The organism is Isoptericola sp. b408 (genome assembly GCF_030588085.1).
GTDB lineage: Bacteria > Actinomycetota > Actinomycetes > Actinomycetales > Cellulomonadaceae > Isoptericola > Isoptericola sediminis.
Genome location: NZ_JAUQYQ010000001.1, coordinates 315,193 through 340,383, shown reverse-complemented (window position 1 = coordinate 340,383; position 25,191 = coordinate 315,193). Strand labels below are relative to the sequence as shown.

Here is a 25,191-nt window from a genome sequence, read left to right as displayed (position 1 = left end):
GCGTCTCAGCCGAGGCTGACGAGGTAGTCCTCGGCGTCGTCGTCCCAGGCCAGCTTCACGGCACCCGCCTCCTCCGCACCGCGGCAGAACTGCAGGAAGCCCCGGTAGCCGAGTGCCTTCTCGGAGAAGTCCGGACGCTGCTTGCGCAGCAGGTTCTTCAGCCCGGACAGCGGCGTGCTGTCCCCGGCCTCGCCGACGACGACCCGCAGCAGGTCGAACGCGTGGGCGCTGTCCGGCTGCGCGGGCAGCTCGACCACGGGGTCACCCGTCGACGGTCCCTCGGACAGCACGACGAAGTCTCGGTCGGCGAGGTAGCGCAGGAACTCCGTGAACGTCCGGAACCCGTAGTCGGACTCGGTGAACGTCGGCTCCTTGCGCACCAGCGTGCGCTTGAGCTGGGACGCCGTGACGGAGCCGGACGAGGAGGCCTGCAGCCCGGCGAGCGTCTGGGCGACCTTGACCTCCATGCTCGGCGGTTCGCCGGCGGGGGTGTCGTCCTCGTCGACCTCGGGCGCCAAGGAGGCCTGCGGCGCCGGTTCGGGCGCCGGCTCGGCCTTCTTGCGTCGGCTCTTCGCGCCCGATGCCGGGGCCTCGATGGCCTCGGCGGCCGTGGTCGGGGTCGTGGTCCGTCGGCCGCCACGAGCCGTCGCCCCCGTGGCGGCGCCGGACTTCCTGCCCGACGACTTCTTGCGCGCTGACTGCTCGGCCTCGTCGGGCACGTCGACGCCCTCGAGCCGGTCGTAGAAGAGGAACTCGTCGCAGGCCCCCGGCAGCAGGCGGGACGTGGACTTCTCCACGCCGACGCCGATGACGTTCTTGTCGAGCTCGCGCAGCTTGGTGACCAGCGGGGAGAAGTCCGAGTCGCCGGTGCACATGACGAACGTGGTGATGTAGTCGCGTTCGAACGCCATCTCGATCGCGTCGACGACCATCTTGATGTCGGCGGCGTTCTTGCGCGACGCCCCCATGCGCTGCGGCATCTCGATGAGCTCGACCTGGTGGCGGGTGAGCATGCGGCGGTCCTCGTCGAAGTAGGACCAGTCGGCGTACGCCCGGCGGGTCACGACCCGGCCGCGCACGGCCAGGGCGTCCGCGATCGGACCGAAGTCGAACTGCATCCCACCCAGGTGCTCCCGGGCGCCGAGCGCCAGGTTCTCGTAGTCGAGGAAGACAGCCAGGCGCTCTTCACGTTCCATGACCCCCACCCTACGGCCCAGGACCCAGCAGGCCCGGTCGGGGCGTTGCGAGACGGTCGGGGGCGCGAAGGCGGCACCAGCACAGCCGTGTCTAGAAGGAGCCGTCATGAGTGACGAATGCGAGATCGGCGGTACGTCGATCGCGCCGCCCGAGGAGCCCCAATGAAGGCTCGAGCAGGTCAGCGACCAGATCGCCCGTCGACAGACCGGACAAGCCGGAGCCGCCCGTCCGGTCAGGGCATGATGCGAGGCGCTACTGCTGTGAAGCGTTCGATGTGCAGACGCACACGCTTTGCGAACTGTGGGCAGCCCGCCCGAGCCAGGTAGCTGGGGAGGTCTGCGCTGGGGTCCTTCTTGCGGTGGTACTCCCACTGATGGCGGGCGACGTCGCGGACGACATCGGGGTGGCCGTCGTCGACCAGCAGGAAGAGCTCCTCGGGCGTGCAGATCTCGTATGGCAGCCCATCAGTCACCGGCTCGGGCAGCTTGAGAAATCCTCCATCGCAGGTCAAAAGCTTGTCGACCCCTCCGGCGACCGCTGCTGCATGCACGTGCCGGTCGTAGGGGTCCGCGATGGGCGCATCGGGGATCGCCGGGTAGTCCTCGATCCGCTCCCACATCGACTTGGCGATCCTGTCGGAGACGACCGTCAGTGCCTTGCCGTCCATGTCGGGGTGGTCCTTGCGCAGGTTGTTCAACGTCTCGACGCGGATATCCTCGGTGTAGCACGTCACGAAGATGTTGTGGTTCGATCCGGCCTCGAGCAAGAACAGCCAGTCACGCAACGAGCGCGAGTAGAGAACGTTCGCATCGACAAGGATCCGCACCACCACACAAGCAGGCTACCTGCAGCCCTTCCGCGCGGCCGAGTGGACTACCCGGCTGCGCGGAAGGCGGTCAGAGCCCCAGTTCGTCTTCGAGCTCCAGCAGCTCGTTCAATGCTGCCCGCCGTTCCTTGATGAGTTCGTGCCGGAACGCTCGGACGTCCTCGGTCTTCAGGCGCGTGTGGGACCCGACCTTGTGGGCGTCCAGGCGTCCAGCGCGCACGTGTTTCATCAGGGTCGGACGGCTGACGCCGAGAAGACTGGCCGCAACAGACGTGCTTACCTCTTCGGGCCAAGAACTAACCGATACCGACCCTCCTGCAGCGATCTGCTGGAGCACCTTGGCCAGGAATCGCGTGAAGTCTTGCGACAGGTGGACATCATCGGGAAGCGTGACCTGGGCCTTGGCGTGCGCCAGGGACTCCTCGACGCGCTCCAGTAGTTGCCCGGCTTCAACGCGCTGCTGCTCGTCCGCGAACAAGTTCTCGCGCAGGTCGGCAGACATGGGCGGTTCCTCCGGAGCCAGGTTTGGAAGCTGACACTTAGGAGCGTAACACTGTTTCACTTATAAGTGGTGTCGCGCTGATCACGATTCACCTGCCATGGCTACGGGCGCGGCGTCCGCGCTCGTCAGTCGCCGTAGCCGCGGCGGTTGTCGCGCGCTGGCACAGGCGCCGACCGGGGTCCCGATCACCTCGCCAGCGTGGCCAGTGGCGCCTTGCGGTGATGTCGACCGGGACGCCTGGCAGGTCGCGTCGCCTGAGCGAACCACGTGAGAGGCTCGACGGACCGGCAGGTCCACAGCCCCAGGAGGTACCCGTGCGCGCGATCGTGTTCACCGAGCTCGGCGGACCCGAGGTCCTGCACCTCGCCGACGTCCCGGCACCGGAACCGGCCGCCGGCCAGGTCCGCGTGCGGGTCGAGGCCGCTGCCGTCAACGGCTGGGACCTCAAGACCCGCGCCGCCCGGATCCCCGGTGTTCCCCTGCCGGAGTTCCCCGCCGTGCCGGGGCTGGAGGTCGCGGGTGTCGTGGACGCCGTCGGCGACGACGTGACGGGCGTGCGGCCCGGTGACCGGGTCGTCGGGTTCGCCGACACCGGCGGGTACGCCGAGCTGGCCCTGACCTCGACGTTCGCGCTCGTCCCGAGCGGCCTCGACCCCACCCGCGCCGTCACGCTGCCCGTCTCGGCGGAGACGGCGCACCGGGTGCTGCGCGTGCTCGGGGTGGCCGACGGCGAGACCCTGCTCGTGCACGGCGCGTCCGGGTCGGTGGGCGAGCTCGCCGTGCAGCTCGCCCGGCGCCGGGGAACGACGGTGATCGGCACCGCCTCGCCGGCGAACCAGGACCGGGTCGCGGCGCTCGGCGCCACGCCGACGACCTACGGGCCGGGCCTCGTCGAGCGGGTGCGGGACCTCGCGCCGTCGGGCGTCGACGCGGTCCTGGACACCACCGGCGCGGGCGTCCTGCCCGACTCGATCACGCTGCGCGGCGGGACGGAGCGCATCGTCACCATCGCGGACCCGGCGGCCGCCGACCTGGCGATCACCTTCAGCTCCGGGGCCCGGCGCGACCCCGACGAGCTGGCCGACGACGTGACCTCCCTCGCGCGGGGCGAGCTCACCACGACGCTCGGCGAGGTCCTGCGGCTCGACGACGCGGCACGCGCCCACGCGCTGGTCGAGGGCGGCCGCGGCGGCGGCAAGGTCGTGCTCACCCCTCATCCGTCTCATCATGCGACATCGCTTGTCCGCGGGCTGAGCAGCGCGTAGGGTCGGACCCCGACAAGCCATCCAGAGCGGCCGAGAGTCCTGGCTCGACGACGCCGCAGCAACCCGTTCTCCGACGGAAGCCTCCCGAGGACGAAGGTGCTCAACACCAGGCCCGATGGAGTGACGCATGGTCGCCGAGGCATCCCCGCATCTCCCCGCGTTGTCGCGCCCGGAGCCGTCCCGCCAGACGGTGAGCTTCGAGCTCATGCCGCCGCGGCGACCCGACGCCGCCCCGAAGTTCTGGGAGACCGCCCGTCGGCTCGTCGCCGCGCGCCCGGACTTCGTGTCGGTGACCTACGGCGCGGGCGGCGGGGACCGGGACACCGCCCGCGACGTCGTCTCCCGACTCCTCGCCGGCACGCCCGTGCTGCCGATCGCGCACCTGACCTGCGTCGGCGCCTCGCGGGAGAACGTCTCGGAGGTCGTCGACGAGTTCCTCGAGGCCGGGGTGCGATCCTTCCTCGCGCTGCGCGGCGACCCGCCGCGGGACCAGCCCGACTGGCGACCGCCCGCCGGCGGCGTCCACTCGGCCGTCGAGCTCGTGCACCTGCTGCGGGAGGTCGAGGCCCGGCGGTGCGCCACCGACCCGGCTGCCGCCGTCCGCGGCGCCGCCCGCCCGCTGACGATCGCCGTGGCCGCGTTCCCCGACGGCAACGTCCAGGCCGGCACGACCCGTGCCCAGGAGGTCCGGCGCCTGCTGGAGAAGCAGCAGGCCGGCGCGTCCTTCGCCGTCACCCAGTTCTTCTACGAGGCCGAGACCTACACCGACTTCGTCGCCGAGGCCCGCGCGGCCGGCGTGACGATCCCGATCCTCGCCGGGCTGCTGCCCACGACCGAGCCGCGCCGGCTCCGTCGCGTCGAGGAGCTCACCGGCGTCCGTGCGCCCCAGCACCTGCTGGACGCGCTGGACTCCCGGCCGGACCCGGAGGCGCAGTACGCCTACGGGACCGCGTACGGCACCGAGCTCGCCCAGCGGGTGCTCGACGCCGGCGCGCCCGGTCTACACGTGTACACGTTCAACAAGCACCGTCCCGCTCTGGACCTGCTCGAGGGTGTCCACCTCGGCGGTCCGGCGTCCGTCCCCGTCGACGACGCCGACCTGGCCGGCAGGCCGTGGGTACCGAGCATCCCGACCCCCGCACCGGCCGCGCTCTGAGGGGACGGACCGCTGCCCGGGACGCACCCGCGTCCCGGGGAGTCCCGTCGTCCCGACCACGCGTCCCGGAGCCCGCGAAAGGACTGCTCATGACCGTTCCGACCACCACCCCGTTCCCCGGCGGCACCATCCTCGGCTACCCCCGGATCGGCCGCCGCCGTGAGCTCAAGCGCGCCGTCGAGGCGTACTGGGCCGGCCGCACGGACGCCGTCGACCTCGAGGTCGCGGCCGGCACCCTGCGCCGCGAGACCGTGCAGCGGCTCGTCGCGCTCGGTCTCGACCCCGAGGACGGCTCCGTCCCGGGTTCGTTCTCGTACTACGACCAGGTGCTCGACGTCGTCGCCCTGCTCGGCGCCGTCCCGGCCCGGTTCCGGGACCTCCTGGACGCCGACGACGGCTCCCTCGACCTCGACGGCTACTTCACCGTCGCCCGCGGACGCGGCGAGGACGCCCCGCTGGAGATGACCAAGTGGTTCGACACGAACTACCACTACCTGGTCCCCGAGATCAGCGAGACGACACCGATCTCCTTCGCCGACCACCGCGTCGTGCGCGAGTACGCCGAGGCGAGGGAGGCCGGGGTCACCACGCGGCCGGTGCTCGTGGGACCCGTGACCTTCCTGGCGCTGTCGAAGGCGGCCGACGACGCGGGCGACGGGTTCCACCCGCTCGACCGGCTCGACGACGTCGTCGCGGCGTACGCCGAGCTGCTGCGGGCCCTCGCCGCCGTCGGCGTCCCGTGGGTGCAGCTCGACGAGCCCGTGCTGGTGACGGACTCGGTGGACGCCGACCCGGAGCGGGTCGACGCCGCGATCGCCCGGGCCTACCGGGAGCTGGCGACCGGTCTGGCACCCGCGTCGGCGGACGACGCGCTGGACACCGTGCCCGAGCGACCGCGCCTCCTCGTGGCCGCGCCGTTCGGCGGGCTGGCCGCCCCGGGCGCCGACGGCCGGCCGGCCCGGGACGGGCTCGCGCTGCTGGCCGGGACGGACGTCGACGCCATCGCGATCGACCTGGTCCAGGGTGCGGTGCCGAGGGGCTCCGCTCCCGACGGCTCGGTCCCGGGCCTGGGCACGAAGACGCTGGTGGCCGGTGTCGTCGACGGGCACAACGTCTGGCGCACCGACCTCGCTGCGCGACGGGGCACGCTCGAGGCGTTGCGCGGGCTCGGCGCCCGGTCGTTGGCCGTCGGCACGTCGACGTCCCTGCTGCACGTGCCGCACGACGTCGACGACGAGACCTGGTCCGGCCCGTCCGCCGAGCGGGCCGGGCGGACCGAGGCGCTGCGCCGCTGGCTGGCGTTCGCCGACCAGAAGGTCGGCGAGGTGACGACCCTCGCCCGGGCCCTGACCGACGGGCCGGACGCGGTGCGCGCCGAGCTCGAGGAGGCGAGCGCCGCGCTGGCCGACCGGGCCGCCGCGACCGGCGTCGTCGTCCCCGCCGTCCGGGAGCGGCTCGCCGCGCTGTCCGCGACGGACTTCGCGCGGGGTGATCACGCGGGACGCGTCGCCGCCCAGCGCGAGAGCCTCGACCTGCCGCCGCTGCCGACGACGACGATCGGTTCGTTCCCGCAGACGGCCGAGATCCGCCGCACGCGGTCGGCGTGGGCGAAGGGCGAGCTGGCCGACGACGCGTACCGCGCCGCGATGCGGGACGAGATCGCCCGGGTGATCGCGCTCCAGGAGGACATCGGCCTGGACGTGCTGGTGCACGGTGAGCCGGAGCGCAACGACATGGTCCAGTACTTCGCCGAGCTGCTGGACGGGTTCGCGACGACGGACCTCGGCTGGGTGCAGTCGTACGGGTCGCGGTGCGTGCGCCCGCCGATCCTGTGGGGCGACGTCACGCGGCCCGCCCCGATGACGGTGGAGTGGACCCGCTACGCCCAGTCGCTCACCGCGCGCCCGGTCAAGGGCATGCTCACCGGACCGGTGACGATCCTGGCCTGGTCGTTCGTCCGCGACGACCAGCCGCTCGGCGACACCGCCCGCCAGGTGGCGCTCGCCCTGCGCGACGAGGTGACCGACCTCGAGGCCGCGGGCACCGCCGTCGTCCAGGTGGACGAGCCGGCGCTGCGCGAGCTGCTGCCGTTGCGGCGGGCCGACCAGCCGGCCTACCTCGACTGGTCGGTGGGGGCGTTCCGTCTGGCGACGGCGGGTGCCGCGTCGTCGACCCAGGTGCACACGCACCTGTGCTACTCGGAGTTCGGCGAGATCATCGGCGCGATCGACGGGCTCGACGCCGACGTGACCTCGATCGAGGCGGCCCGGTCGCGGATGGAGGTCGTCCCCGAGCTGCACGAGGCCGGGTACGCGCGCGGGGTCGGCCCCGGCGTCTACGACATCCACTCCCCGCGGGTGCCGTCGACCGCCGAGGTCACCGAGCTGCTGGGGCTGGCGACGTCGGCGATCGACCCGGGCCTGGTCTGGGTGAACCCGGACTGCGGCCTCAAGACCCGCGGGTACGCGGAGGTGGAGCCGTCGCTGCGGCACCTCGTGGAAGCCGCGCGGACGGTGCGGGCCGGCCTCTGACCGCACCGGGGTTCCGCCGGACGGTCGCACGGTCGAATGACCTGGACCCGGCCGGGATGCTGTGCGAGCATCGGTCCCGGCCCGCCGACCGGTGGGCCGGGACCGGAGTCGAGGAGCGAGTGATGCGGCGCGTCACGGGGAGCGGGGTGGCCGTGCAGGCCTGCTCGGCCGACGCCGCCCACCGGGTCCCTCGCCGCTGACCGCCCGGCCGGCGTGAGGGCCCGGCGTCAGCCTGCCCACTCCCCCGCCGACCGAAGGCACCCCATGACTCCCCTCACCGAGCAGCAGCTCCGTGCTGCCCTCGTCAACGCCACCCGCAGCGAACGCCAACGCATGCTCCCCCCGGACCTCGACGCCCAGCGGTGGGACCGCCTCGAGTTCCTCGGCTGGCGCGACCGCAAGCAGCCCCTGGCCGCCTATGTCGTGGCCGAGATCGACGGCGCGCCGACCGGCATCATCCTGCGCGCCCCCGAGACCAGCGCGCGGCGCTCGGCGATGTGCGCCTGGTGCGAGCACGCCGGCGACCCCGGCGACGTCGCTCTGTTCGTCGCCCGCCGGGGCGGGGCGTCCGGACGGAAGGGCAACACCATCGGCACGCTGATCTGCACGGACTTCCGGTGCTCACGCAACGCGCGGCGTCGGCCGACCCTGGCCGAGGCGGGGTCCGACGACGACGCGGCCCGCGCCGCCGTCGTCGAGCGGCGCGTCGCGGGCCTCGGCTCGCGCGTGACCGCGTTCGTCGAGCAGGTCCGCAGCACCGCCTGACCCGCTCACGGCTGTGGGCATGAGATCCGCAGTCCCGGACCGCTCCGGTCTGCAGATCTCATGCCCACAGCCGAGGTGGTGCGCTCCTGTTCAGCGCTCGCTGCCGCCGATCATCGGCAGGCCGAACGCCAGCCCGACCGCGACGATCCCACCGGTGAAGACGAACGGGGCGAGCGAGGGGTCGGCCGTGGCGCCGACGCCGATGAGGACGAGCCCCGCGACGAACAGCACGAAGGACACGATGACGCGCCCGAGCATCGCCCCGGGGGCGTCGTTCTGCGGGGCTCGGTTGACCTGGAAGTCGCTCATGGGACCAGCCTAGCCCGCCGGGCGTCCCCGGCATCGGCGGCCGGTCCAGGTCGACGACGGCGTCACGGCAGCCGCGGGCGCCGTACCGCCTCGCCGGCGCGAGCCGGGTCGAGCTCCACCGGGCTGACCAGCACGGCGGGTCCCCGGTGCAGCACACCGTCCGTGACCGGCATGCACCGCACTCCCCCACGTCCCCGCATCGCGGCGTGCACCCCGGGGGCCAGCATGCGGTCCATCCAGGCGCAGGGGTGGGCCGGCCGGCCGCCGCGCAGCGTCACGGCCGAGCGGCGGGAGCGGATCTCGAACTCCTGCCCGATCAGCGGTGCCAGCTCGGCGCCGCGCAGCACCACGTTGCGCCGGGTCAGCAACGGGTCGAGCGGGCCCGTGCCGAGCTCGCGAGCGATCTCCTCGAGGGCCTCGGCCGCGAACACCGTCACCGCGGCGTCCATGTGGGCGGCCTTGCCGAAGAACCGGTCGCCCACGATCCCCCGACCCGCCACGACCTCGGCCTCGTCGCGGTCCGTCGTCGGGACGTCCGCCGCACCCTCGCGGGGACGCCCGAAGTAGGCGTGCTGGGAAGACACGAGCAGGTGCTCGATCACGACCGGGTAGTCGTACGCCGTCATGCCCCGAGTCTGGCAGCATCCGGGCGACGGGACCCCGCTAACCTGGCGGGATGCCCGCCGACACGCCGCCCGCCCTCCCCCGCCGCGTCCTCGTGGCCGGGACCTCGGGCGCCGGGAAGTCGACCCTGGCGGGTCGGATCTCGACGCTGCTCGGCATCACGCACACCGAGCTCGACGGGCTCTACCACGGCCCGGGATGGACGCCGCGACCCGCGTTCGTCACCGACGTCGAGCGCCTGGTCGCCGGGGAGTCCTGGGTGACGGAGTGGCAGTACCGCGCGGTGCGACCGCTGCTCCTCGAACGGGCGGAGCTGCTGGTGTGGCTCGACGTGCCGGTCCGCGTCCGGATGCGGCGCGTGGTCACCCGGACCGTGCGGCGTCGGGTCCGCGGGACCGAGCTGTGGAACGGCAACCACGAACCACCGCTGCGCACGTTCGTCAGCGACCCGGACCACATCGTGCGCTGGGCCTGGCGCACGCGTCACGGGTTCCGGGGACTCGCGTCGCACGTGGCGGAGGTCGCACCGCACCTGACGGTGGTCCGGCTGCGGAGCCAGGACGACGTCGAGCGCTGGCTGGCCGAGCTCGCGGGACGGGTCGGCCGTCCGGTCCCGCCGCCGCGTCGCGACGCCGACCGACGACCCGGAGGCGAGCAGCGCTAGGCGATCCGCCCGGCGAGCTCCTCGACGATCCGGACGTCGCCGTCGAGCCAGTCGACCTCCCACAGCGAGCCGGCGTCCAACCAGCGCAGCTCGTCGTGCTCGATCAGGGGCCGCGGGAAGCCGGTGGCCACCGACGCGAGCCAGAGCCGCAGGACGTGCCGGTCCGTGATGATCCAACCGCCGTCGTCCGGCCCCACGACCTCGTCGCCGAGCTCCACGCGCACCCCGAGCTCCTCGTGCAGCTCGCGGTGCAGGGCGTCGACCGGGTGCTCCCCCGGCTCGGCCTTGCCCCCGGGGAACTCCCAGCGTCCCGCGATGGCCGCGGGACGGGTCCGGCGTGCCGCGAGCAGCCGGGTGGGCCGGTCGAAGGCATCGACGATCGCAGCGGCCACGACGAGTCGACGAGTCATGGCGCGAGTGTGTCACCCGCGGCGACGACGACGCCGTCGCGGAGGTCACATTCCGTCGACGTGCCCGCCCTGCCCACGACATCCCCCGATAGGGGGCAGGGCGTCCGGTGCCGACGCCTCAGCTGGACCGGATGCCCGCCCGGCGGGCCCAGGCCACCGCGTCGGCCCGCGTCGAGACGCCGAGCTTGCGGTAGACGCTGCGCACCTGAGACTTCACGGTGTTGCGCGTGACGAACAGCTTGCTGGCGATCTGCTCCAGCGTGACGTCCTCGGACAGGTTCGACAGCACGACCTGCTCACGACGCGTCAGGGTCGGCTTGAGCGTCGGCCGCTCGAGTTGAATGGCACTCATCGTTCCGCTCCTCCACGACGGCCGCCGATCGCTGACGATCGACCTGGGGATCTGCCGTCATGGATGTGAGAGGGGAACGGAAGACGATCATGACGCGGATCACGGCGAAGAAGTCTGCGCGGACGCCGTCATCGGGCACCGTCACGGCGTCACGGGCGGGAGCGCGGTCACGTCGTCGCAGGTCACCACGTCCTCGAGGCCGGGTGCCGCGGGCAGGTGTCCGATCATCACGATTTGGTCACAGCGCCCCCGGCCCCGGTCCGGAGCACCTCAGCCTGCGTGCTGCGCGTACTCCTCGGCGCTGAGCAGCTGGCCCTCGCCCGACACCTCGATCTTGAACAGCCAGCCCGCGCCGAACGGCTCGGTGTTGACCAGTGCCGGGTCGTCGACGGCGGTCTCGTTGACCTCGACGACCTTCCCGGACACGGGCGTGTAGAGCTCGGAGACGGACTTGGTGGACTCGATCTCGCCGACGACGCTGCCGGCCTCGATCTCGGCGCCCACCTCGGGCAGCTCGAGGTACACGACGTCTCCGAGCGCCTCGACGGCGTAGGAGGTCACGCCCACGGTCGCCGGGGTGCCGTCGTCGATCCACTCGTGCTCGACGGAGTAGCGCAGGTTGCTGGGGTAGTCGGCCATGCTGGGTCTCCTCGGTGGGTGGCTGGTTCTCGGACCGCGCGGCGGGGTCAGCCGCGACGGTAGAACGGCATCGCGGTGACGACGAACGGTTCGGCGCGTCCGCGCACGTCGACGGCGAGCTCGGTCCCCTCGGCGGCGACCTCCGGGCGCACGTACGCCATCGCGATCGGGTGGCCGAGCGTGGGCGACGGCACGCCGGAGGTCACGGTCCCCACCTGCTCGCCGACCTCGCCGTCGTCGGTGGTGCGCACGACGGCGTACCCGGACCGGGCCGGGCGGCGTCCGGTGCCGCGCAGGCCGACCAGGACGCGCTCCGGGTCGGCCTCGCTGCGGGCGGCGAGCGCGTCGCGCCCGACGAACTCCAGCGGCGTGCCGTCCTCGGAGGTCTTGTCGAGCTTGACGATACGGCCCGCGCCGGCGTCGTACGGCGTCGTGGTCGTGTCGAGCTCGTTCCCGTACAGCGGCATGCCGGCCTCGAGGCGCAGCGAGTCGCGGGCCGCGAGCCCGGCCGGCACCAGGCCGTAGGGCTCGCCGGCGGCGAGCAGGGCACGCCACAGCGCCACCGCGTGCGGGGCGTCGACCCAGATCTCGAACCCGTCCTCGCCCGTGTACCCGGTGCGGGCGACGAGCATGCTCTCCTCGCCGAACCGCATGCCGAGGCAGGCGTAGTAGCGCAGGTCGTCCAGCGACGTCCCGCCGGAGATCTCGGCGTCCTCGGTGAGGACCTCTCGGAGGATCTCCTCGGCGCGCGGACCCTGCACGGCGATCAGGGCGAGACCCGCGGAGATGTCCCGCACGGCGACGTCGAAGCCGGCAGCGCGCTCCAGCAGGGCCACGAGCACGGTGTCCGCGTTCGCCGCGTTGGGCACGGCGAAGTACTCGTCGGTACCGTTGTGGTAGACGATCAGGTCGTCCAGCACTCCCCCGTCGTCGGCACAGATCATGGTGTAGCGCGCCCTCATCGGCCGCAGGGCGGAGAAGTTGCCGACCAGTGCGTGGTCGAGGAAGGCGGCGGCCTCCGGGCCGGTGACGCTGATCCCGCCCATGTGCGACAGGTCGAACAGACCGGCCGCCTCGCGGACCGCCCGGTGCTCGGCGAGGTCGGAGGTGTAGCGCAGCGGCATGTCCCAGCCGCCGAACTCGGTCAGGTGGGCGCCCAGCGCGACGTGCTCGTCGTGGAGCGGCGACTTGATCGTGGTCATGATCCCTCAGTTCTCGGCGTAGGCGTCGACGGGCGGGCAGGAGCACTGCAGGTTCCGGTCACCGTGCGCCTGGTCGATGCGCCGGACCGGCGGCCAGTACTTCGCCGACCGCAGGCTCGGCACCGGGAACGCCGCCTCCTCGCGGGTGTACGGGTGGTCCCAGGTGTCCACCATGACGGACGCGGCGGTGTGCGGCGCGTTACGCAGCGGCGAGTCCTCCAGCGGCCAGCGGCCGGCGGCGACGGCGTCGATCTCGCCGCGGATCGCCACCATGGCGTCGACGAACCGGTCCAGCTCGCCCAGGTCCTCGGACTCGGTGGGCTCGACCATCAGCGTCCCGGCCACGGGGAACGCCATGGTCGGGGCGTGGATCCCGAAGTCGACGAGCCGCTTGGCGACGTCGTCGACGGTGACGCCGGTCTCCGCGGTGATCTCCCGCAGGTCGAGGATGCACTCGTGGGCGACGAGGCCGTGGTCGCCCGTGTAGAGCACCGGGTAGTGCGGGGCGAGCCGCGAGGCCACGTAGTTGGCGGTGAGCACGGCGTGCTCGGTGGCCGAGGTGAGCCCGTCCGGGCCCATGAGCGCGAGGTAGGCGTACGAGATCGGCAGGATGCCGGCCGACCCGTGCCTCGTCGCCGACACGGGCGGCACGGGCCCGGCCGGCTGCGCCGCACCCGTGCCGGACGGTGTGGGGTCGCCCGGCAGGAACGGCACGAGGTGCTCGGCGACGCCGACGGGACCGACGCCCGGACCTCCCCCGCCGTGCGGGATGCAGAACGTCTTGTGCAGGTTCAGGTGCGACACGTCGCCGCCGAACCGGCCCGGTCGTGCCAGACCGACGAGCGCGTTGAGGTTGGCGCCGTCGATGTACACCTGACCACCCGCATCGTGTACGGCGGCGCAGACGTCCTGGACGTGCGGCTCGTAGACACCGTGCGTCGACGGGTAGGTGATCATGATCCCGGCCACGCGGCCTGCGTGCTTCTCCAGGGCGGCCTGCAGGTCGTCGAGGTCGATCTCGCCGTCCGAGGCGGTCTTGACGACCACCGCCCGGAGCCCGGCCAGGGTCGCCGACGCGGCGTTGGTGCCGTGCGCGGAGGCGGGGATGAGCACGACGTCGCGCTCCCCCTCGCCCCGCGAGGCGTGGTACGCGCGGATCGCCAGCAGACCGGCCAGCTCCCCCTGCGACCCCGCGTTGGGCTGCACCGAGACGGCGGCGTACCCGGTGATCTCGGCCAGCCACGACTCGAGGGTCCCGACCAGCTCGGCGTAGCCCAGCGCCTGGTCGGCGGGGACGTACGGGTGCAGGTCGGCGAACTGGGGCCAGCTGATCGGCTCCATCTCGGCCGTCGCGTTGAGCTTCATGGTGCACGAGCCCAGCGGGATCATCGTGCGGTCGAGGGCGAGGTCCTTGTCGCTGAGCGCCCGCAGGTAGCGCAGCATCGCGGTCTCGGAGCGGTGGCGGTGGAAGACGGGGTGCTGCAGGTAGTCCGTGGTGCGCAGCAGCGCGTCCCCGAGGGCGGGCTCGTCGGACGCGTCCGCGGCGGACGCGCCGAACAGGCCGAGCAGCGTCTCCACGTCCTCGCCGGTGGTGGTCTCGTCGCACGCGATCTGTACGTGATCCGCACCGTCGATGTACAGGTTGTACCCGGCCTCCACGGCGGCGGCGCCGATCGCGGCGGCCCGCCCGGGGACGGCCACGCGCACGGTGTCGAAGAACTCGGCGTGCACGACCTCGACGCCGGCCGCTCGCAGACCGGCCGCCAGGGACAGCGCCCGGCCGTGCACCCGCTCGCCGATCGCCCGCAGGCCCTCGGGGCCGTGGTAGACGGCGTACATCGCGGCCACGACCGCAAGCAGCGCCTGGGCGGTGCAGATGTTCGACGTCGCCCGCTCGCGCCGGATGTGCTGCTCGCGGGTGGCCAGCGCCAGGCGGTAGCCGATCTGGCCGTCGGCGTCGATCGAGACCCCGACGAGCCGACCCGGGAGCTGGCGCTCCAGGCCCTTGCGCACGGCGATGAACGCGGCGTGGGGTCCGCCGTGGAACAGGGGGACGCCGAACCGCTGGGCCGAGCCCACGGCGACGTCCGCACCGAGCTCGCCGGGGGAGCGGAGCAGGGTCAGCGCGAGGGGGTCGGTCGCCACCGTCACCTGGGCGCCGCGTTCCTTGGCCTCGTCCACCACGGTGCGCAGGTCGAGGACCCGCCCGGAGGCACCGGACTGCTGGACCACCACGCCGACCAGCGACCCCTCGGGCAGCTCGACGCCGGCGGCCGTCAGCTCCGCGAGGCCGGCCTCCAGCCCGTCGGTGAGGTCGGCGACGACGACGGGCAGCCCGACCGCCTCGGCCCGGCCCCGGGTGACGGCGAGCGACTGGCCGAACAGGTCCGCGTCCAGCACGACGTACCCCTGCTTGGCCCGCGAGGCCCGCCACATCAGCGCGACGGCCTCCGCGACGGCGGTCGCCTCGTCGAGCAGGGAGGCGCCGGCGATCTCCAGGCCTGTGAGGTCCTCGATCACCTGCTGGAAGTTGAGGTGCGCCTCGAGGCGGCCCTGGGAGATCTCCGGCTGGTACGGCGTGTAGGCCGTGTACCAGGCGGGGGACTCGAGCACGTTGCGCCGGATGACGGCGGGCGTGACGGCGGGGTAGTAGCCCTGCCCGATCATCTGCCGCTTGACCTGGTTCTTCGCGGCGATCCCGCGGAGGTGGTCCAGCACCTCGGACTCGGTCCGCGCCGCCGGCAGGTCGAGCTCGTCGGGCTGGCGGATCGACGCGGGGACGGCGGCGTCGACGAGCGCGTCGAGGCTCGGGTAGCCGAGCTGGTCCAGCATCGCCGCGGTCTCGTCGCCGCGCGGGCCGATGTGCCGGTCGGCGAAGACGTCCGGGTCGAAGGGGGAGTGGGTCACGAGGAGCGCTCCGAAGGTCGGTGGGCCGGGACCCTCCCCGCTCTGTCATGGGCCTGAGAGTTTGGCCGCCCCGCGCACGGCGGGACGGGATGCACCGTCGGCGGGCCCGTCCCGTCGGGCGGACCGCTTTTCAGAGTTGCCTCACCGTGGCGGTACTGGGGCCTGAGAGATTCCCGGGGAGGGGTCTTGCTCCTTCGGCGCTGCCGGCGCGCGGCAGACTCTCCCGGCACGGTTCGAGCGGCGTGTTCGGTTGTGGTCGAGCGGTCGAGCGCGGTCAGTCTACCCGGCCCGCCACGACGGCCGAAGGGCTCAGGTCAGCTCGAGGTCGCGGGCGATCTCGACCATCGTGTCGACCACGGCACGGACCGCCGGCCCCGGCTCGTGGCGCGTCGAGCGGTGCCGCACGACGATCCGCCGGGACCCGAGCCCGGGCATCGCGACCACCTCGGTACCCTCCGGCGGCTCGCTGCGGCGCACGGCCAGCGCCGGCAGCATCGCGACGCCCTGCCCGGCGTCCACGAGGGCGAGCGCCGTGTCGAAGTCGAAGTAGCCGTGCCGCACGTTCAGGGTGGTGCCGAGCGTGCGGCCGAGGCGGCGCAGGGCGCGGTCGGCGGCGGTGTTCTGGACGGCGCCGATCCACGGCATGTCCCGCAGGTCGTCGAGCCGCTCGGGCGTGGGCAGGGTGGACGGCACCACGAGCAGCCACGGCTCGTCGATCAGGGGGATGTCGTGCGCGCCGCGAGGGGCGGGGGAGTCGACCTCGACGTCGCGCTCGAGCAGGACGACGTCGAGGTCGCCGGCGCGCAGCATCCGGATCGCGTCCGCCGGCTCGTGCTCACGCACGTCCAGCGTGACCCCGGGGTGGTCCTCGATGAACGGCTGGAGCATCGGGGCGACCACGGACCGGATGGCGGACTGGAACGCACCGATCGTCACGGTGCCGCTCACCCCCTCGCCGAGGTTGGCGATCTCCTGGTGCGCCTCCAGCAGCTCGGCCTCGATGCGTTCGGCGGCATCGGCGAGCACGCGACCGGCCGGCGTCAGGCTGACGCCCCGGGGGCCGCGGTCGAGGACCGGGAAGCCCTCCTCGGCCTCTAAACGGGCGATCTGCTGGGAGACCGCCGAGGGGGTGACATGCAGAAGATCTGCTGCCGCGAGCACGCCCCCGGAGCGGTGCACGGCAAGGAGAAAGGCAAGTCTTCGTGGGTCGGCAGCCATGTAGCAATGCTAACCGGCTTCTGCAGGAGCGTTCGATTGTCCTGAAGCAACTTCATGCTCCAGAATGGTGCCTGCGCCCGCAGGTAGCACATCGCTCCCGGCTCGGCCGGCTTCGTGGCGCCCACCCCTCAACGTTCGTCGTCGACGACCGTCCCCACTTGTGTTAGGAGGCTAAGCATGTCGCAGACCCTGTCCCTCGTCATCACCGGGCTCGGGTGGTTCGGAGCTCTGATCGGGCTGGTCGCGTATGCGATGGTCTCGAAGGGGCGCTGGGCACCGAACTCGCTCCCGTTCCAGACCGCCAACCTGACCGCCACGTCGACGCTGTTCCTCGTCGCCGCGGTGGAGGGCGTCTGGCCCTCGGTCTTCGCCAACGTCGCCTGGATGGTCATCGGCGCCCAGGCCCTGATGGTCATGGCCAAGGCTCGTCGCACCGGCCGCGAGCACGTGACGCGGGTGCAGGTCGCCCCGCGCGAGCCCGCCGCCGAACCGGTCGTCGCGGCCGCCCCGGCCGTGCTGCGCTAGACCACGGCGCGCGGCGCGACGACCGCCCCCGCTCCCGGGACGACCCCGGGTGACGGGGGCGTTCTCATGCCCGGGACAGACCGTCCTGCCAGGCCACGATCCGGTCCACGGCCCGCGCGACCGTCACCGGGTCCGCGGCGAACGACAGCCGTACCCAGTCACCACCGGTCCGGCCGTCGAAGTCGGTGCCGGGGGTGATCGCCACGTCGGCCTCGGCCAGCAGCCGCGAGCAGTAGGTCACCGCGTCCAGGCCGAAGCGGGAGACGTTCCCGTACAGGTAGAACGCGCCGTCGGCCGGCGCCACGGGTCGCCAGCCGAGCTCCTCCAGCCGGTCCAGCAGCGCGGCGCGCGACGCCCGGTACCGGACCACGTTGTCGGCCGCCGCCTGGTAGCCCGCGGGGGAGAAGGCCGCGATCGCCGCGTGCTGCGCCAGCGCCGGCGGCGACAGCGCCACGTTCCCGGCGAGCGCCCCCACCGGGCCGACGAGCTCCTCCGGCAGGACGAGCCAGCCCAGCCGCCAGCCGGTCATGGCCCAGTACTTGGAGAACGAGTTCACGACGACGGCGCCACCGTCGCCGTGCACCGCCGCGGTCGCCTGCCCGAGGTCGTCCCCGTAGGCGATGCCGTGGTAGATCTCGTCGCTGATCAGGCGCACCCCGTGGTCGGCGCACCAGCGCGCCACCGCGTCCAGCTCGGCGGGCGCGATCATCGTCCCGGTGGGGTTCGCGGGCGAGGCCACGATCAGACCCGCCAGCGGCCCGTCGGCGACGAGCTGCTCGAGCTGGGCGACCGTCGGCTGGTAGCGCGTCTCCGGTCCGCAGTCGATCTCGACGACCTCGCAGCCCAGTGCCGCCAGGATGTTCTTGTAGGCGGGGTAGCCGGGGCGGGCCAGCGCGACCCGGTCACCGACGTCGAACGCCGCCAGGAACGTCAGGACGAACCCGCCGCTGGATCCCGTCGTCACCGCGACGCGGCCGGGGTCGACGTCGACCCCGTACCACCGCCGGTAGTGCCCCGCGATCTCCTCGCGCAGCGCCGGGACGCCGAGCGACTCGGTGTAGCCGAGGTCGCCCTGCCGCAGCAGGTCGGCGGCACGGTCACGGACGACGTCCGAGGCACCGGCCGACGGTTCGCCGGCGCAGAGGTTGAGGACGTCGTGCCCGGCGCTGCGCCGGACGTTGGCGGCCGCCAGGACCTCCATGACGGCGAACGGGGGGACCTGGCTGCGGCGGGAGACCTTCATGCCCCCATGATGCCCGTCCGCCGAGGTCCGGGGCCCGGCCGGTGCGTACCGTGGCGTCATGGGCAGCGACGACCGCACCGACGGACCGGACCCCGGCTCGCCCCGGGCGTCGGCCACGTCCGGGGACGACCCGGCGCGCCGTGCCGCGCAGTACCGGGTGGACCGCGAGATCGAGCGCGAGCGCGCCGAGGCCGGGCTCCCGCCCCGCACGGCGGAGGAGGCCGCGGCGGACCGCGCCGACGGGCGCCGCGTGCCCATGTCCGAACGAGCCCGGTTCGCGGACACGGCGATCGACCAGGCGATCCGCCGGGGCGAGTTCGACGACCTGCCGCTGCAGGGCAAGCCGCTGCCCGGCATCGGCGGCTCGCACGACCCGGACTGGTGGCTGAAGAACCTCGTGCAGCGCGACCGCATCACCGGCGTCCTGCCCGCCGCCCAGCTGCGCCAGGAGGACGCCGTGCTGGAGGAGACGCTCGACCGTGAGGGCGACGAGAACCGGGTCCGCCAGGTGCTCGAGGACTTCAACGCCCGGGTGGTGGACGCCCGTCGTCAGCTCCGGGGCGGACCCCCCGTCGTCACGCCGACGCGCGACGTCGAGCAGGAAGTCGCACGGTGGCGAGCGCGCCGACGGCGCTGACACGACCACGGGGCGGCACCGCACCGTTCGCGTCCCGCCGCGGCCGTGCCTAGGTTGAGCGCCATGCAGGACGGGGGACCCGAGAGCGCGACCCGGACGCCGGGCACGGACCCGACGGCCGGTGCCGCCGAGCCCGTGACCACCCCGGGGTGGGAGCCTGACGTGCTGCCCGGGTTCGAGCAGCGGACCCTGCGCCTGGCGCCCGACTTCGAGGGCGAGGTCGACACCACCCTCGTCCGGCCCGTCCCGCCCGCACCGGACGAGGCAGCCCGGCCCGACGTCGGCGTGGACCTGCTCTACGTGCACGGCTGGACCGACTACTTCTTCCAGACGCACCTCGCCGACTTCTGGGAGCGGCTCGGCGTCCGTTTCCACGCCCTGGACCTGCGCAAGTACGGCCGGAGCCTGCGCCCGCACCACACCCCGGGGTTCGTCACCCGGCTGGAGACCTACGACGAGGACCTCGAGGCGGCACTGGCGACGATCGGGCACGGCCGGGACGACCGGACGGACCGGCGTCTGGTGCTCATGGGCCACTCGACCGGCGGGCTGATCCTGAGCCTGTGGGCCGCCCACCACCCCGGGCGCGCCGCGGCGCTGGTCCTGAACAGCCCCTGGCTGGAGTTCCAGACGCGCAAGGTGGGCCGCCGCGTCCTCGAGCCCGGTGTCCGCGCGCACGCGGCGCTCGCGCCGCGCAGCCATCTGGTGAACGTCGACCAGGGGTTCTACGTCCGGTCCATCTCCCGGCGGTACGAGGGCGCCTGGGACGTCGACCCGGCGTGGCGGCCCGACGACGGATGGCGTGCCACACCCGCCTGGCTGTCGGCGATCTTCGACGGCCACGAGGAGGTCGCCCTGGGTCTCGACCTCGATGTCCCGGTGCTCGTCATGCTCTCGACACGGACGGTCCGCCCGGTGCGGTGGTCGCCGGAGATGCTGCGGGCGGACACCGTGCTCGACGTCGAGGGGATCGCCGAACGCGCCGCCCGGCTGGGCCGCCTGGTCACGATCGCCCGGATCGAGGGGGCCCTGCACGACGTCACGCTCTCCGCGCCGGACGTGCGCGCCGTCGTGCGGCACGAGACCGAACGCTGGTTCCGCGCCTACGTGCCGACCCGTCCGCCCGCACCCGAGCCCGCTCCGGAGGCGCCGTGGTGGCGCCGGTTGTTCGGGTCGGCGCGGGAGCGCTCCGCCGGCTGGGATGCGTGACCCCGGAGCACTCGCGGCCCACCGCAGGCACGGTTCTGCCGGCAGCTGCGGGGTCAGTGCCCCGGACCGGCGATCTCCCGCAACGTACGCATGTGGGCGTCGAACGCGGAACGGCCGTCCTGGGTCAGGGACAGCCACATGATCCGCCGGGCGTCGCCGCGCCGGGTCGATGCGGCTTTGCGCGAGCAGACGTAGCCGGCAGCGGCGAGGGTCTTGACGTGCTTGGACAGCGTGGCGTCGGAGACCTCGAGAGAATCGCGCAGCAGTGCGAAGTCCACGCTGTCGACGTGGCGCAGGAGCCCGCAGATGCGCAGACGCAGTGGTGCGTGGATGATCTCGTCGAAGCGCGCCTCAGCCACGGCCCAGCTGCTCCACGGCGGAGCGGCAGGCGACACCGGCCAGCCAGGTGGTGATCCCGAACGCCGCGAGGCTCGTCACGGCGACCGCCCAGCGCAGGTCGAGCGACACCAGGCCCAGCGACACGCTGAACAGTCCGAGGCACGCCACCACGACCCCGGCGATCGCCCAGCTCGCGCGCGCACCCAGGGCGCGGAAGCGGATTCCGGTCTCGCGTTGCAGCAGATGCACGACGACGAGAACACCGAGGAGTGCTGTCCACGCGGTCGCCGGCGGCTGGTAGTCCGCTCCGGTGTCGGTGGTCGCGGCCGAGGCGACCCACCACGCGCCCAGCGCGCCGAACGCTGCCATCAAAGCCCCCGGCACCCGCACCCGCTGCGTGAGGCGCTGCCGATCGGCAGACATCGCCTCCAGCACCTCGGTGCCCTCGGTGCGTTCCTCATCATCAGGCTTGTCGTCCACGCCGGAACGCTATGGGAGAGTTTCCATCATGGCAAGTGAAGTGCTCGGCGGCCGACGACGACCACCCAGGTCGCGCCCGTCCGCCACGCACGCGTTGCCGTGCGGCGGCCCGCGGGGTCAGGCGAGGCCGAGCTCGACCCGCACGTGCGCCACGATCCCGTCGGCGGCGGCCTCGATCTCGTCGAGGCACACCTCGAAACCGTCCGCGTCGCCGTACCAGGGGTCGTCGACGTCGAGCCGTGACTCCTCGCCCCGGCCCCCGACCTGCGGAGCGTCCGGGTCGAAGGACCTGTACATCCGGATCTGTGGATCTGTACCGTTCGCGAGCCGTCGCAGGACGTCTGCGTGCCGCGACGTCATCGCCAGCACGAGGTCGCGCTCACCGAGCTCGTCGGCCGAGACCTGCCGCGCCCGGTGGCCGTCACCGACCGCGTAGCCCCGGGCGGCCAGGGCGCGCCGGGCCCGCGGGTCGACGGGGTTCCCGTGCTCCTCGTCGCTGACACCGGTCGAGTCGACCGTGACGCGGTCGGCGAGACCCGCCCCGTGCAGCCGGTCGCGCAGCACCACCTCGGCCATGGGGGAGCGGCAGATGTTGCCGGTGCACACGGTCATCACGCGGTAGATCGTCTCGCTCACGACCCCATGCTGCCACGGCCTCGCGGACCCGTGCCGGGCGTCCGCGGTCGGCGTGGTCGCGCGGCGTGAGGACCCACGACCCCGTACCGTGACCGCATGAGGTGGTCCGCCGAGGGTCTCATCGCCGTCACCGGGGCGTCCGGGCGCGTCGGGTCCCGGCTCGCGTTCCGGCTCGCCGCGGAGGGTGCGCACCAGCGCCTCGTGGTGCGGGACCCCTCCCGCGTCCCGCGCCTCGACGACGGCCGCCCCCTGCCGGAGTGCGAGACCGCGGTCGCCGACGGGTACCACGACGACGAGGGCATGCGGGCCGCGTTCGACGGCGTCCAGACGGTGTTCCTCGTCAGCGCCCGCGAGTCGGAGGACCGCGTGGCCGAGCACGTGGCCGCCATCGACGCCGCCGTGCGGGCCGGCGTCGAGCGCATCGTCTACGTCTCGTTCGTCGGCGCCGCCCCCGACGCCACCTTCACGTTCGCCCGGGACCACTTCCACACCGAGCAGCACCTGCGCACCACCGGGCTGCGCTGGACCGTCCTGCGGGACAACCTGTACCACCAGGCGCTGGCGTCGTTCGTCGGGCCGGACGACGTCATCCGCGGCCCGGCCGCGAACGGACGCGTCGCGTCGGTGGCCCACGACGACGTCGCCGACGTCGCCACCGCCGTGCTGCTGGACGAGGATCCCCGCCGCCACGACGGCGTCGTCTACGACGTGACCGGCCCGGAGGCGATGAGCCTGCTCGAGGTGGCGGCCGCGCTGACCGTCGCCACCGGCCGCGAGATCCGGTACCACGCGGAGTCCGTGCCCGAGGCGTACTCCTCCCGCGCGCAGTTCAACGCCTCCGCCGTCGAGCTCGCGGGGTGGGTCTCGTCCTACGAGGCCATCGCGGCCGGCGAGATGGCCACCGTCTCGCACGACGTGGAACGCCTGGTGGGCCGTCCCGCCCGGTCGTTCGTGCAGTGGCTCGACGACTACCCGGACGAGTGGGAGTCGCTCCGCCGCAGCGGCCCCGTGGGTCCGGTCGCATAAATCGCTGGGCACCTCCGGCCGCCGGGCGTAGCGTGCTCGGCGTACGCGAAAGGAGGTGATCCGCACGGTGAAGAACCGACGGACGCACGAGGTGGTCGCGGTCTGAGCACCGCGACCACCCGGGACCCGCGGGGGCCACGCCGTCGTCCAGCGTGGCAGGAGGACCACCTCCGACCCGCGGGTCCTGTTATCCCTTGACGCAGAACCCCGTGATGGCGTCGGCCGCGATGATGTCGGCCACCGGGTCCGGGCTGGCCGCGCAGTTCGCGACCCCGGACTCGACGATCTCGAAGCCGGTCCAGGCGACCTCGACCGACGTGCTGCCGTCCGCGCACGACACGAGCGCGGTCTGCGTGCGGTGCTTGGCGTAGTCGTACAGGACGTACTTGCCCTTCTCGGCACCGGCCAGCGCCTCGGCGGGGTCGGCCGGCCGCGGGACCTGGTCGGCCTCCAGCAGCCCGCCCGCCACGGCGTCTGACACGACGGCCCGCTGCGCGCCGTCGGCGTCGGACAGGTGCCGGGCCCCGGCCTCCTCGCCTCGCTGCCAGTCGTCACGCACCGTCAGCCCGTCGTCGCCGACCTTGATCACCTGCGCCGAGGTGTACATCTCCTGGGTGTCCGGCTCCCCCTGCCACTCCACGACGACGCCGTCCGTGCAGCTGCTCTCGACGGCCGGTGCGGCCGCCTCCTCGGACGCGGCGGCCGACGACGAGGGCTCGCCGCCCGGTTCGTCAGCCCCTCCGCAGCCGGCCAGCACCAGCGCACCGGCGCTCACGAGCACCACACCCACGGTCCCTCGACGCACCCTCGTCCACATCGCCTCATCGCGTGTCATGCGCCGCAAGGTAGCGGAGCGGAGCCGCTCCCCGGCACCCCTCAGGACAACGATTCGGCAACGGTTGACACGTGTCACCCCTCGAGCCCGTTCTTCCCGCACGGCGGAGGGGCCTCAGTCCCGTCGACGCACGACGACCGGCAGCACCCCCCAGAGCCCGAGCAGCAGGGCCGCGACCGCTCCACCCACCACCAGGCCGACGGCGCGGCTCACCACCACGTCGAAGACGAGCAGGGCCGTGGCCGACAGCGCGACGGCGAGCAGCACCAGCCCGAACCGCGTCATCCGGTCCCCGAGGCTGACCACGGCGAGCTTGAGGCGTCGGCGGAACAACCCCCGGTGGATCGCCACCGGGGCGATGAACAGGCCGGACGTCACCAGGCACACCAGGACGTCGACCAGGTACACCGTGTGCTGGAAGGGGTCGAGGTCGGAGAACCGCGCCTGGAACGGCAGGATGAGCAGGAACCCCGTGAGGATCTGCACGCCCGTCTGCAGCACGCGCAGCTCCTGCAGCAGCTCGTTCCAGTTCCGGTCCGACCGCTGCTCCGCGGTCTCCGGCCGTCCGCCGCGCAGGCGGATCCGGCCCGTCTGGTCGCTCATCTCCCCATCGTGGCTCCTCCGCCGCTCCCGCACACTCGACGGCATACCCCTAGGGGTATTACAGTGGATCGTGTCCGGAGGCGCCCCTTCGCCCCGGAACTCCCGCCGGAAGGAGCACGCCATGTGCAGTCCCGCTCGTTGTCCCCGCTGCGGCAAGGTCACCTGGACCGGCTGCGGCATGCACGTCGACCAGGTCATGGCCGACGTCCCGCCCGCCGAGCGCTGCACCTGCCGATGACGTCGGCGCCGGACACCCAGGCGCGCCCGGCGGCACCGGCGCGTCGACCGGTCAGCGCACGCCGGGTCGTCGTCGGCGTGCTGGCCGCCGCCGCCCTGGCCGTCTGGTACGTCACCGCCGCCGGCGTCCCGGGCGCCGCGGCCACCGGACTGCTGGTCGTCAGCGCCGCGATCGGCGGCTCCACGCTCGCCACGTACGTCCCGCCGACGGGGACCCGGTGGCGTGCGGTGCTGGGCTGCGGACCCTGCGACGTCGCGGCGGCGGCGACCGTGCTGGTCCCGCCCGTCCTGCTGGCCGGCTCCCCGACTGCCACCATGGCAGTCGTCGCCGTGCTCGCGACCGCCTTCGGGCGCTACCAGCGCCGGGCCGCCGCGGCGACGGCCTGCCCCGTCTGAGCACCCGCGATCCGGGGGAACGCCCCGGGAAGGAGTTCGTATGAGCTACACCCTCACCGCCACCGTCACCGCGCCCTTCGACGAGGCCGTCTCGGCGGTCCGCGCGGCGCTGTCCGACCAGGGCTTCGGCGTGCTGACCGAGATCGACATGGCCACGACGCTGCGGACCAAGATCGGGGCCGAGATCGAGCCCTACCTGGTGCTCGGCGCCTGCAACCCGCCGCTCGCGCACCGCGCGCTGCAGGCAGACCGCTCCGTCGGAGCGCTGCTGCCGTGCAACGTGGTCGTGCGTGACGCCGGGGACGGGACCACGACGGTCGAGGCGATGGACCCCCACGCGATGATGTCCGTCGCCGACAGCGCCGAGCTGGAGGCCGTCGCCGACGACGCCGCCCAGCGGCTGCGCACCGCGCTCGGGTCGCTGTCCTGATCCGTCCGCCGCCCGGGCGATGAGTCCG

The 25,191-nt window shown here is 73.2% G+C and carries 28 protein-coding genes and 2 riboswitches; of the genes, 11 read left to right on the top strand and 17 right to left on the bottom strand.

Going from position 1 to position 25,191, the window contains the following annotated elements; genetic code table 11:
• Positions 1 to 5: 5 nt before the first annotated feature.
• The 3 genes from Q6347_RS01610 to Q6347_RS01600 all read right to left on the bottom strand — a co-directional run bounded on the left by Q6347_RS01610 (position 6) and on the right by Q6347_RS01600 (position 2,525).
• Positions 6 to 1,196 (bottom strand): NYN domain-containing protein, encoded by a 1,191-nt coding sequence (locus tag Q6347_RS01610; RefSeq protein ID WP_304606470.1) that lies wholly within the window; start codon positions 1,194 to 1,196, stop codon positions 6 to 8.
• A gap of 233 nt (positions 1,197 to 1,429) precedes the next feature.
• Positions 1,430 to 2,029 carry a PIN domain-containing protein gene (locus Q6347_RS01605; protein WP_304606469.1) on the bottom strand — a complete coding sequence of 200 codons (600 nt, stop codon included), beginning with the start codon at positions 2,027 to 2,029 and terminating at the stop codon, positions 1,430 to 1,432.
• Positions 2,030 to 2,093: 64 nt separating this feature from the next.
• Complete coding sequence (locus Q6347_RS01600) at positions 2,094 to 2,525, bottom strand: helix-turn-helix domain-containing protein (RefSeq protein ID WP_304606468.1); 432 nt, start codon at positions 2,523 to 2,525, stop codon at positions 2,094 to 2,096.
• A gap of 314 nt (positions 2,526 to 2,839) precedes the next feature.
• Between Q6347_RS01600 and Q6347_RS01595 the strand changes: the two genes are divergently transcribed.
• The 4 genes from Q6347_RS01595 to Q6347_RS01580 all read left to right on the top strand — a co-directional run bounded on the left by Q6347_RS01595 (position 2,840) and on the right by Q6347_RS01580 (position 8,242).
• On the top strand, positions 2,840 to 3,790 hold the full coding sequence (locus Q6347_RS01595) for an NADP-dependent oxidoreductase (protein WP_304606467.1): 951 nt from the start codon (positions 2,840 to 2,842) through the stop codon (positions 3,788 to 3,790).
• A gap of 14 nt (positions 3,791 to 3,804) precedes the next feature.
• A riboswitch (SAM riboswitch) is annotated at positions 3,805 to 3,912 on the top strand.
• A 5-nt stretch (positions 3,913 to 3,917) separates the two neighbouring features.
• On the top strand, positions 3,918 to 4,946 hold the full coding sequence (locus tag Q6347_RS01590; protein ID WP_304606466.1) for a methylenetetrahydrofolate reductase: 1,029 nt from the start codon (positions 3,918 to 3,920) through the stop codon (positions 4,944 to 4,946).
• An 89-nt stretch (positions 4,947 to 5,035) separates the two neighbouring features.
• Positions 5,036 to 7,477, top strand: a complete 2,442-nt coding sequence (gene metE / locus Q6347_RS01585; protein WP_304606465.1) for a 5-methyltetrahydropteroyltriglutamate--homocysteine S-methyltransferase — start codon at positions 5,036 to 5,038, stop codon at positions 7,475 to 7,477.
• A 264-nt stretch (positions 7,478 to 7,741) separates the two neighbouring features.
• On the top strand, positions 7,742 to 8,242 hold the full coding sequence (locus tag Q6347_RS01580; protein WP_304602937.1) for an FBP domain-containing protein: 501 nt from the start codon (positions 7,742 to 7,744) through the stop codon (positions 8,240 to 8,242).
• A gap of 90 nt (positions 8,243 to 8,332) precedes the next feature.
• On the opposite strand, the gene Q6347_RS01575 is transcribed toward Q6347_RS01580, so the two are convergent.
• A complete protein-coding gene (locus tag Q6347_RS01575) occupies positions 8,333 to 8,551 on the bottom strand; it encodes a hypothetical protein (RefSeq protein WP_171246728.1) in 219 nt (72 codons plus the stop codon).
• A gap of 62 nt (positions 8,552 to 8,613) precedes the next feature.
• On the bottom strand, positions 8,614 to 9,177 hold the full coding sequence (locus Q6347_RS01570; protein ID WP_304602938.1) for an MOSC domain-containing protein: 564 nt from the start codon (positions 9,175 to 9,177) through the stop codon (positions 8,614 to 8,616).
• 50 nt (positions 9,178 to 9,227) lie between these two features.
• On the opposite strand from Q6347_RS01570, the gene Q6347_RS01565 reads away from it, so the two are divergent.
• Positions 9,228 to 9,839, top strand: a complete 612-nt coding sequence (locus Q6347_RS01565; protein WP_304606464.1) for an AAA family ATPase — start codon at positions 9,228 to 9,230, stop codon at positions 9,837 to 9,839.
• Here Q6347_RS01565 and Q6347_RS01560 read toward each other — a convergent pair.
• The 6 genes from Q6347_RS01560 to Q6347_RS01535 form a co-directional block, all read right to left on the bottom strand.
• Complete coding sequence (locus Q6347_RS01560; protein WP_171246724.1) at positions 9,836 to 10,249, bottom strand: (deoxy)nucleoside triphosphate pyrophosphohydrolase; 414 nt, start codon at positions 10,247 to 10,249, stop codon at positions 9,836 to 9,838. The genes Q6347_RS01565 and Q6347_RS01560 overlap by 4 nt on opposite strands.
• Before the next feature lie 118 nt (positions 10,250 to 10,367).
• Positions 10,368 to 10,601, bottom strand: a complete 234-nt coding sequence (locus tag Q6347_RS01555; RefSeq protein WP_304602941.1) for a LuxR C-terminal-related transcriptional regulator — start codon at positions 10,599 to 10,601, stop codon at positions 10,368 to 10,370.
• A gap of 270 nt (positions 10,602 to 10,871) precedes the next feature.
• A complete protein-coding gene (gene gcvH, locus Q6347_RS01550) occupies positions 10,872 to 11,240 on the bottom strand; it encodes a glycine cleavage system protein GcvH (protein ID WP_171246722.1) in 369 nt (122 codons plus the stop codon).
• A gap of 47 nt (positions 11,241 to 11,287) precedes the next feature.
• On the bottom strand, positions 11,288 to 12,442 hold the full coding sequence (gene gcvT / locus Q6347_RS01545) for a glycine cleavage system aminomethyltransferase GcvT (RefSeq protein WP_304606463.1): 1,155 nt from the start codon (positions 12,440 to 12,442) through the stop codon (positions 11,288 to 11,290).
• Between the two features lie 6 nt (positions 12,443 to 12,448).
• A complete protein-coding gene (gene gcvP / locus Q6347_RS01540) occupies positions 12,449 to 15,349 on the bottom strand; it encodes an aminomethyl-transferring glycine dehydrogenase (protein ID WP_304606462.1) in 2,901 nt (966 codons plus the stop codon).
• 140 nt (positions 15,350 to 15,489) lie between these two features.
• A riboswitch (glycine riboswitch) is annotated at positions 15,490 to 15,585 on the bottom strand.
• A gap of 73 nt (positions 15,586 to 15,658) precedes the next feature.
• Positions 15,659 to 16,567, bottom strand: a complete 909-nt coding sequence (locus tag Q6347_RS01535; protein WP_304602944.1) for a LysR family transcriptional regulator — start codon at positions 16,565 to 16,567, stop codon at positions 15,659 to 15,661.
• Positions 16,568 to 16,744: 177 nt separating this feature from the next.
• Here Q6347_RS01535 and Q6347_RS01530 point away from each other — a divergent pair, with 177 nt between their 5' ends.
• On the top strand, positions 16,745 to 17,092 hold the full coding sequence (locus tag Q6347_RS01530; RefSeq protein ID WP_216077440.1) for a hypothetical protein: 348 nt from the start codon (positions 16,745 to 16,747) through the stop codon (positions 17,090 to 17,092).
• Between the two features lie 64 nt (positions 17,093 to 17,156).
• Here Q6347_RS01530 and Q6347_RS01525 read toward each other — a convergent pair whose 3' ends face one another.
• Complete coding sequence (locus tag Q6347_RS01525; RefSeq protein WP_304606461.1) at positions 17,157 to 18,335, bottom strand: pyridoxal phosphate-dependent aminotransferase; 1,179 nt, start codon at positions 18,333 to 18,335, stop codon at positions 17,157 to 17,159.
• A 58-nt stretch (positions 18,336 to 18,393) separates the two neighbouring features.
• On the opposite strand from Q6347_RS01525, the gene Q6347_RS01520 reads away from it, so the two are divergent.
• The gene (locus Q6347_RS01520) at positions 18,394 to 18,972 is read left to right on the top strand and encodes a DUF1992 domain-containing protein (RefSeq protein ID WP_304606460.1); all 579 of its coding nucleotides are present in this window, start codon (positions 18,394 to 18,396) and stop codon (positions 18,970 to 18,972) included.
• A gap of 63 nt (positions 18,973 to 19,035) precedes the next feature.
• Complete coding sequence (locus Q6347_RS01515) at positions 19,036 to 20,181, top strand: alpha/beta hydrolase (RefSeq protein ID WP_304606459.1); 1,146 nt, start codon at positions 19,036 to 19,038, stop codon at positions 20,179 to 20,181.
• Positions 20,182 to 20,234: 53 nt separating this feature from the next.
• Here the strand turns inward: Q6347_RS01515 and Q6347_RS01510 are convergent, their stop codons facing one another.
• The 3 genes from Q6347_RS01510 to Q6347_RS01500 form a co-directional block, all read right to left on the bottom strand.
• Positions 20,235 to 20,540: a transcriptional regulator gene (locus Q6347_RS01510; RefSeq protein ID WP_304606458.1), complete on the bottom strand. Its 306-nt coding sequence runs from the start codon at positions 20,538 to 20,540 to the stop codon at positions 20,235 to 20,237.
• Positions 20,533 to 21,000 (bottom strand): hypothetical protein, encoded by a 468-nt coding sequence (locus Q6347_RS01505; RefSeq protein WP_304602949.1) that lies wholly within the window; start codon positions 20,998 to 21,000, stop codon positions 20,533 to 20,535. Before Q6347_RS01505 ends, Q6347_RS01510 begins: the two co-directional genes overlap by 8 nt.
• Before the next feature lie 117 nt (positions 21,001 to 21,117).
• Entirely contained in the window at positions 21,118 to 21,612 is a 495-nt protein-coding gene (locus Q6347_RS01500; protein WP_171246794.1) for a low molecular weight protein-tyrosine-phosphatase, read from the bottom strand.
• Between the two features lie 120 nt (positions 21,613 to 21,732).
• Here Q6347_RS01500 and Q6347_RS01495 point away from each other — a divergent pair, with 120 nt between their 5' ends.
• On the top strand, positions 21,733 to 22,662 hold the full coding sequence (locus tag Q6347_RS01495; RefSeq protein WP_304606457.1) for an SDR family oxidoreductase: 930 nt from the start codon (positions 21,733 to 21,735) through the stop codon (positions 22,660 to 22,662).
• A 187-nt stretch (positions 22,663 to 22,849) separates the two neighbouring features.
• On the opposite strand, the gene Q6347_RS01490 is transcribed toward Q6347_RS01495, so the two are convergent.
• The gene (locus Q6347_RS01490; RefSeq protein WP_304606456.1) at positions 22,850 to 23,497 is read right to left on the bottom strand and encodes a hypothetical protein; all 648 of its coding nucleotides are present in this window, start codon (positions 23,495 to 23,497) and stop codon (positions 22,850 to 22,852) included.
• Positions 23,498 to 23,611: 114 nt separating this feature from the next.
• On the bottom strand, positions 23,612 to 24,100 hold the full coding sequence (locus Q6347_RS01485; protein WP_304602951.1) for a DUF6328 family protein: 489 nt from the start codon (positions 24,098 to 24,100) through the stop codon (positions 23,612 to 23,614).
• A 234-nt stretch (positions 24,101 to 24,334) separates the two neighbouring features.
• On the opposite strand from Q6347_RS01485, the gene Q6347_RS01480 reads away from it, so the two are divergent.
• Positions 24,335 to 24,733 carry a hypothetical protein gene (locus Q6347_RS01480; protein ID WP_304606455.1) on the top strand — a complete coding sequence of 133 codons (399 nt, stop codon included), beginning with the start codon at positions 24,335 to 24,337 and terminating at the stop codon, positions 24,731 to 24,733.
• 40 nt (positions 24,734 to 24,773) lie between these two features.
• Positions 24,774 to 25,163, top strand: coding sequence for a DUF302 domain-containing protein (locus tag Q6347_RS01475; protein ID WP_304602953.1), 390 nt, complete (start codon positions 24,774 to 24,776; stop codon positions 25,161 to 25,163).
• Positions 25,164 to 25,191: the final 28 nt, after the last annotated feature.

Bases quoted from the DNA above. Each gene is read 5' to 3' on its own strand.
- Q6347_RS01610 (WP_304606470.1), bottom strand. From the start codon at position 1,196: ATGGAACGTGAAGAGCGCCTGGCTGTCTTCCTCGACTACGAGAACCTG.
- Q6347_RS01600 (WP_304606468.1), bottom strand. From the start codon at position 2,525: ATGTCTGCCGACCTGCGCGAGAACTTGTTCGCGGACGAGCAGCAGCGC.
- Q6347_RS01590 (WP_304606466.1), top strand. From the start codon at position 3,918: ATGGTCGCCGAGGCATCCCCGCATCTCCCCGCGTTGTCGCGCCCGGAG.
- metE (WP_304606465.1), top strand. From the start codon at position 5,036: ATGACCGTTCCGACCACCACCCCGTTCCCCGGCGGCACCATCCTCGGC.
- Q6347_RS01580 (WP_304602937.1), top strand. From the start codon at position 7,742: ATGACTCCCCTCACCGAGCAGCAGCTCCGTGCTGCCCTCGTCAACGCC.
- Q6347_RS01575 (WP_171246728.1), bottom strand. From the start codon at position 8,551: ATGAGCGACTTCCAGGTCAACCGAGCCCCGCAGAACGACGCCCCCGGG.
- Q6347_RS01570 (WP_304602938.1), bottom strand. From the start codon at position 9,177: ATGACGGCGTACGACTACCCGGTCGTGATCGAGCACCTGCTCGTGTCT.
- Q6347_RS01565 (WP_304606464.1), top strand. From the start codon at position 9,228: ATGCCCGCCGACACGCCGCCCGCCCTCCCCCGCCGCGTCCTCGTGGCC.
- Q6347_RS01560 (WP_171246724.1), bottom strand. From the start codon at position 10,249: ATGACTCGTCGACTCGTCGTGGCCGCTGCGATCGTCGATGCCTTCGAC.
- Q6347_RS01555 (WP_304602941.1), bottom strand. From the start codon at position 10,601: ATGAGTGCCATTCAACTCGAGCGGCCGACGCTCAAGCCGACCCTGACG.
- gcvH (WP_171246722.1), bottom strand. From the start codon at position 11,240: ATGGCCGACTACCCCAGCAACCTGCGCTACTCCGTCGAGCACGAGTGG.
- gcvT (WP_304606463.1), bottom strand. From the start codon at position 12,442: ATGACCACGATCAAGTCGCCGCTCCACGACGAGCACGTCGCGCTGGGC.
- Q6347_RS01535 (WP_304602944.1), bottom strand. From the start codon at position 16,567: ATGGCTGCCGACCCACGAAGACTTGCCTTTCTCCTTGCCGTGCACCGC.
- Q6347_RS01530 (WP_216077440.1), top strand. From the start codon at position 16,745: ATGTCGCAGACCCTGTCCCTCGTCATCACCGGGCTCGGGTGGTTCGGA.
- Q6347_RS01525 (WP_304606461.1), bottom strand. From the start codon at position 18,335: ATGAAGGTCTCCCGCCGCAGCCAGGTCCCCCCGTTCGCCGTCATGGAG.
- Q6347_RS01520 (WP_304606460.1), top strand. From the start codon at position 18,394: ATGGGCAGCGACGACCGCACCGACGGACCGGACCCCGGCTCGCCCCGG.
- Q6347_RS01515 (WP_304606459.1), top strand. From the start codon at position 19,036: ATGCAGGACGGGGGACCCGAGAGCGCGACCCGGACGCCGGGCACGGAC.
- Q6347_RS01500 (WP_171246794.1), bottom strand. From the start codon at position 21,612: ATGACCGTGTGCACCGGCAACATCTGCCGCTCCCCCATGGCCGAGGTG.
- Q6347_RS01495 (WP_304606457.1), top strand. From the start codon at position 21,733: ATGAGGTGGTCCGCCGAGGGTCTCATCGCCGTCACCGGGGCGTCCGGG.
- Q6347_RS01490 (WP_304606456.1), bottom strand. From the start codon at position 23,497: ATGACACGCGATGAGGCGATGTGGACGAGGGTGCGTCGAGGGACCGTG.
- Q6347_RS01485 (WP_304602951.1), bottom strand. From the start codon at position 24,100: ATGAGCGACCAGACGGGCCGGATCCGCCTGCGCGGCGGACGGCCGGAG.
- Q6347_RS01480 (WP_304606455.1), top strand. From the start codon at position 24,335: ATGACGTCGGCGCCGGACACCCAGGCGCGCCCGGCGGCACCGGCGCGT.
- Q6347_RS01475 (WP_304602953.1), top strand. From the start codon at position 24,774: ATGAGCTACACCCTCACCGCCACCGTCACCGCGCCCTTCGACGAGGCC.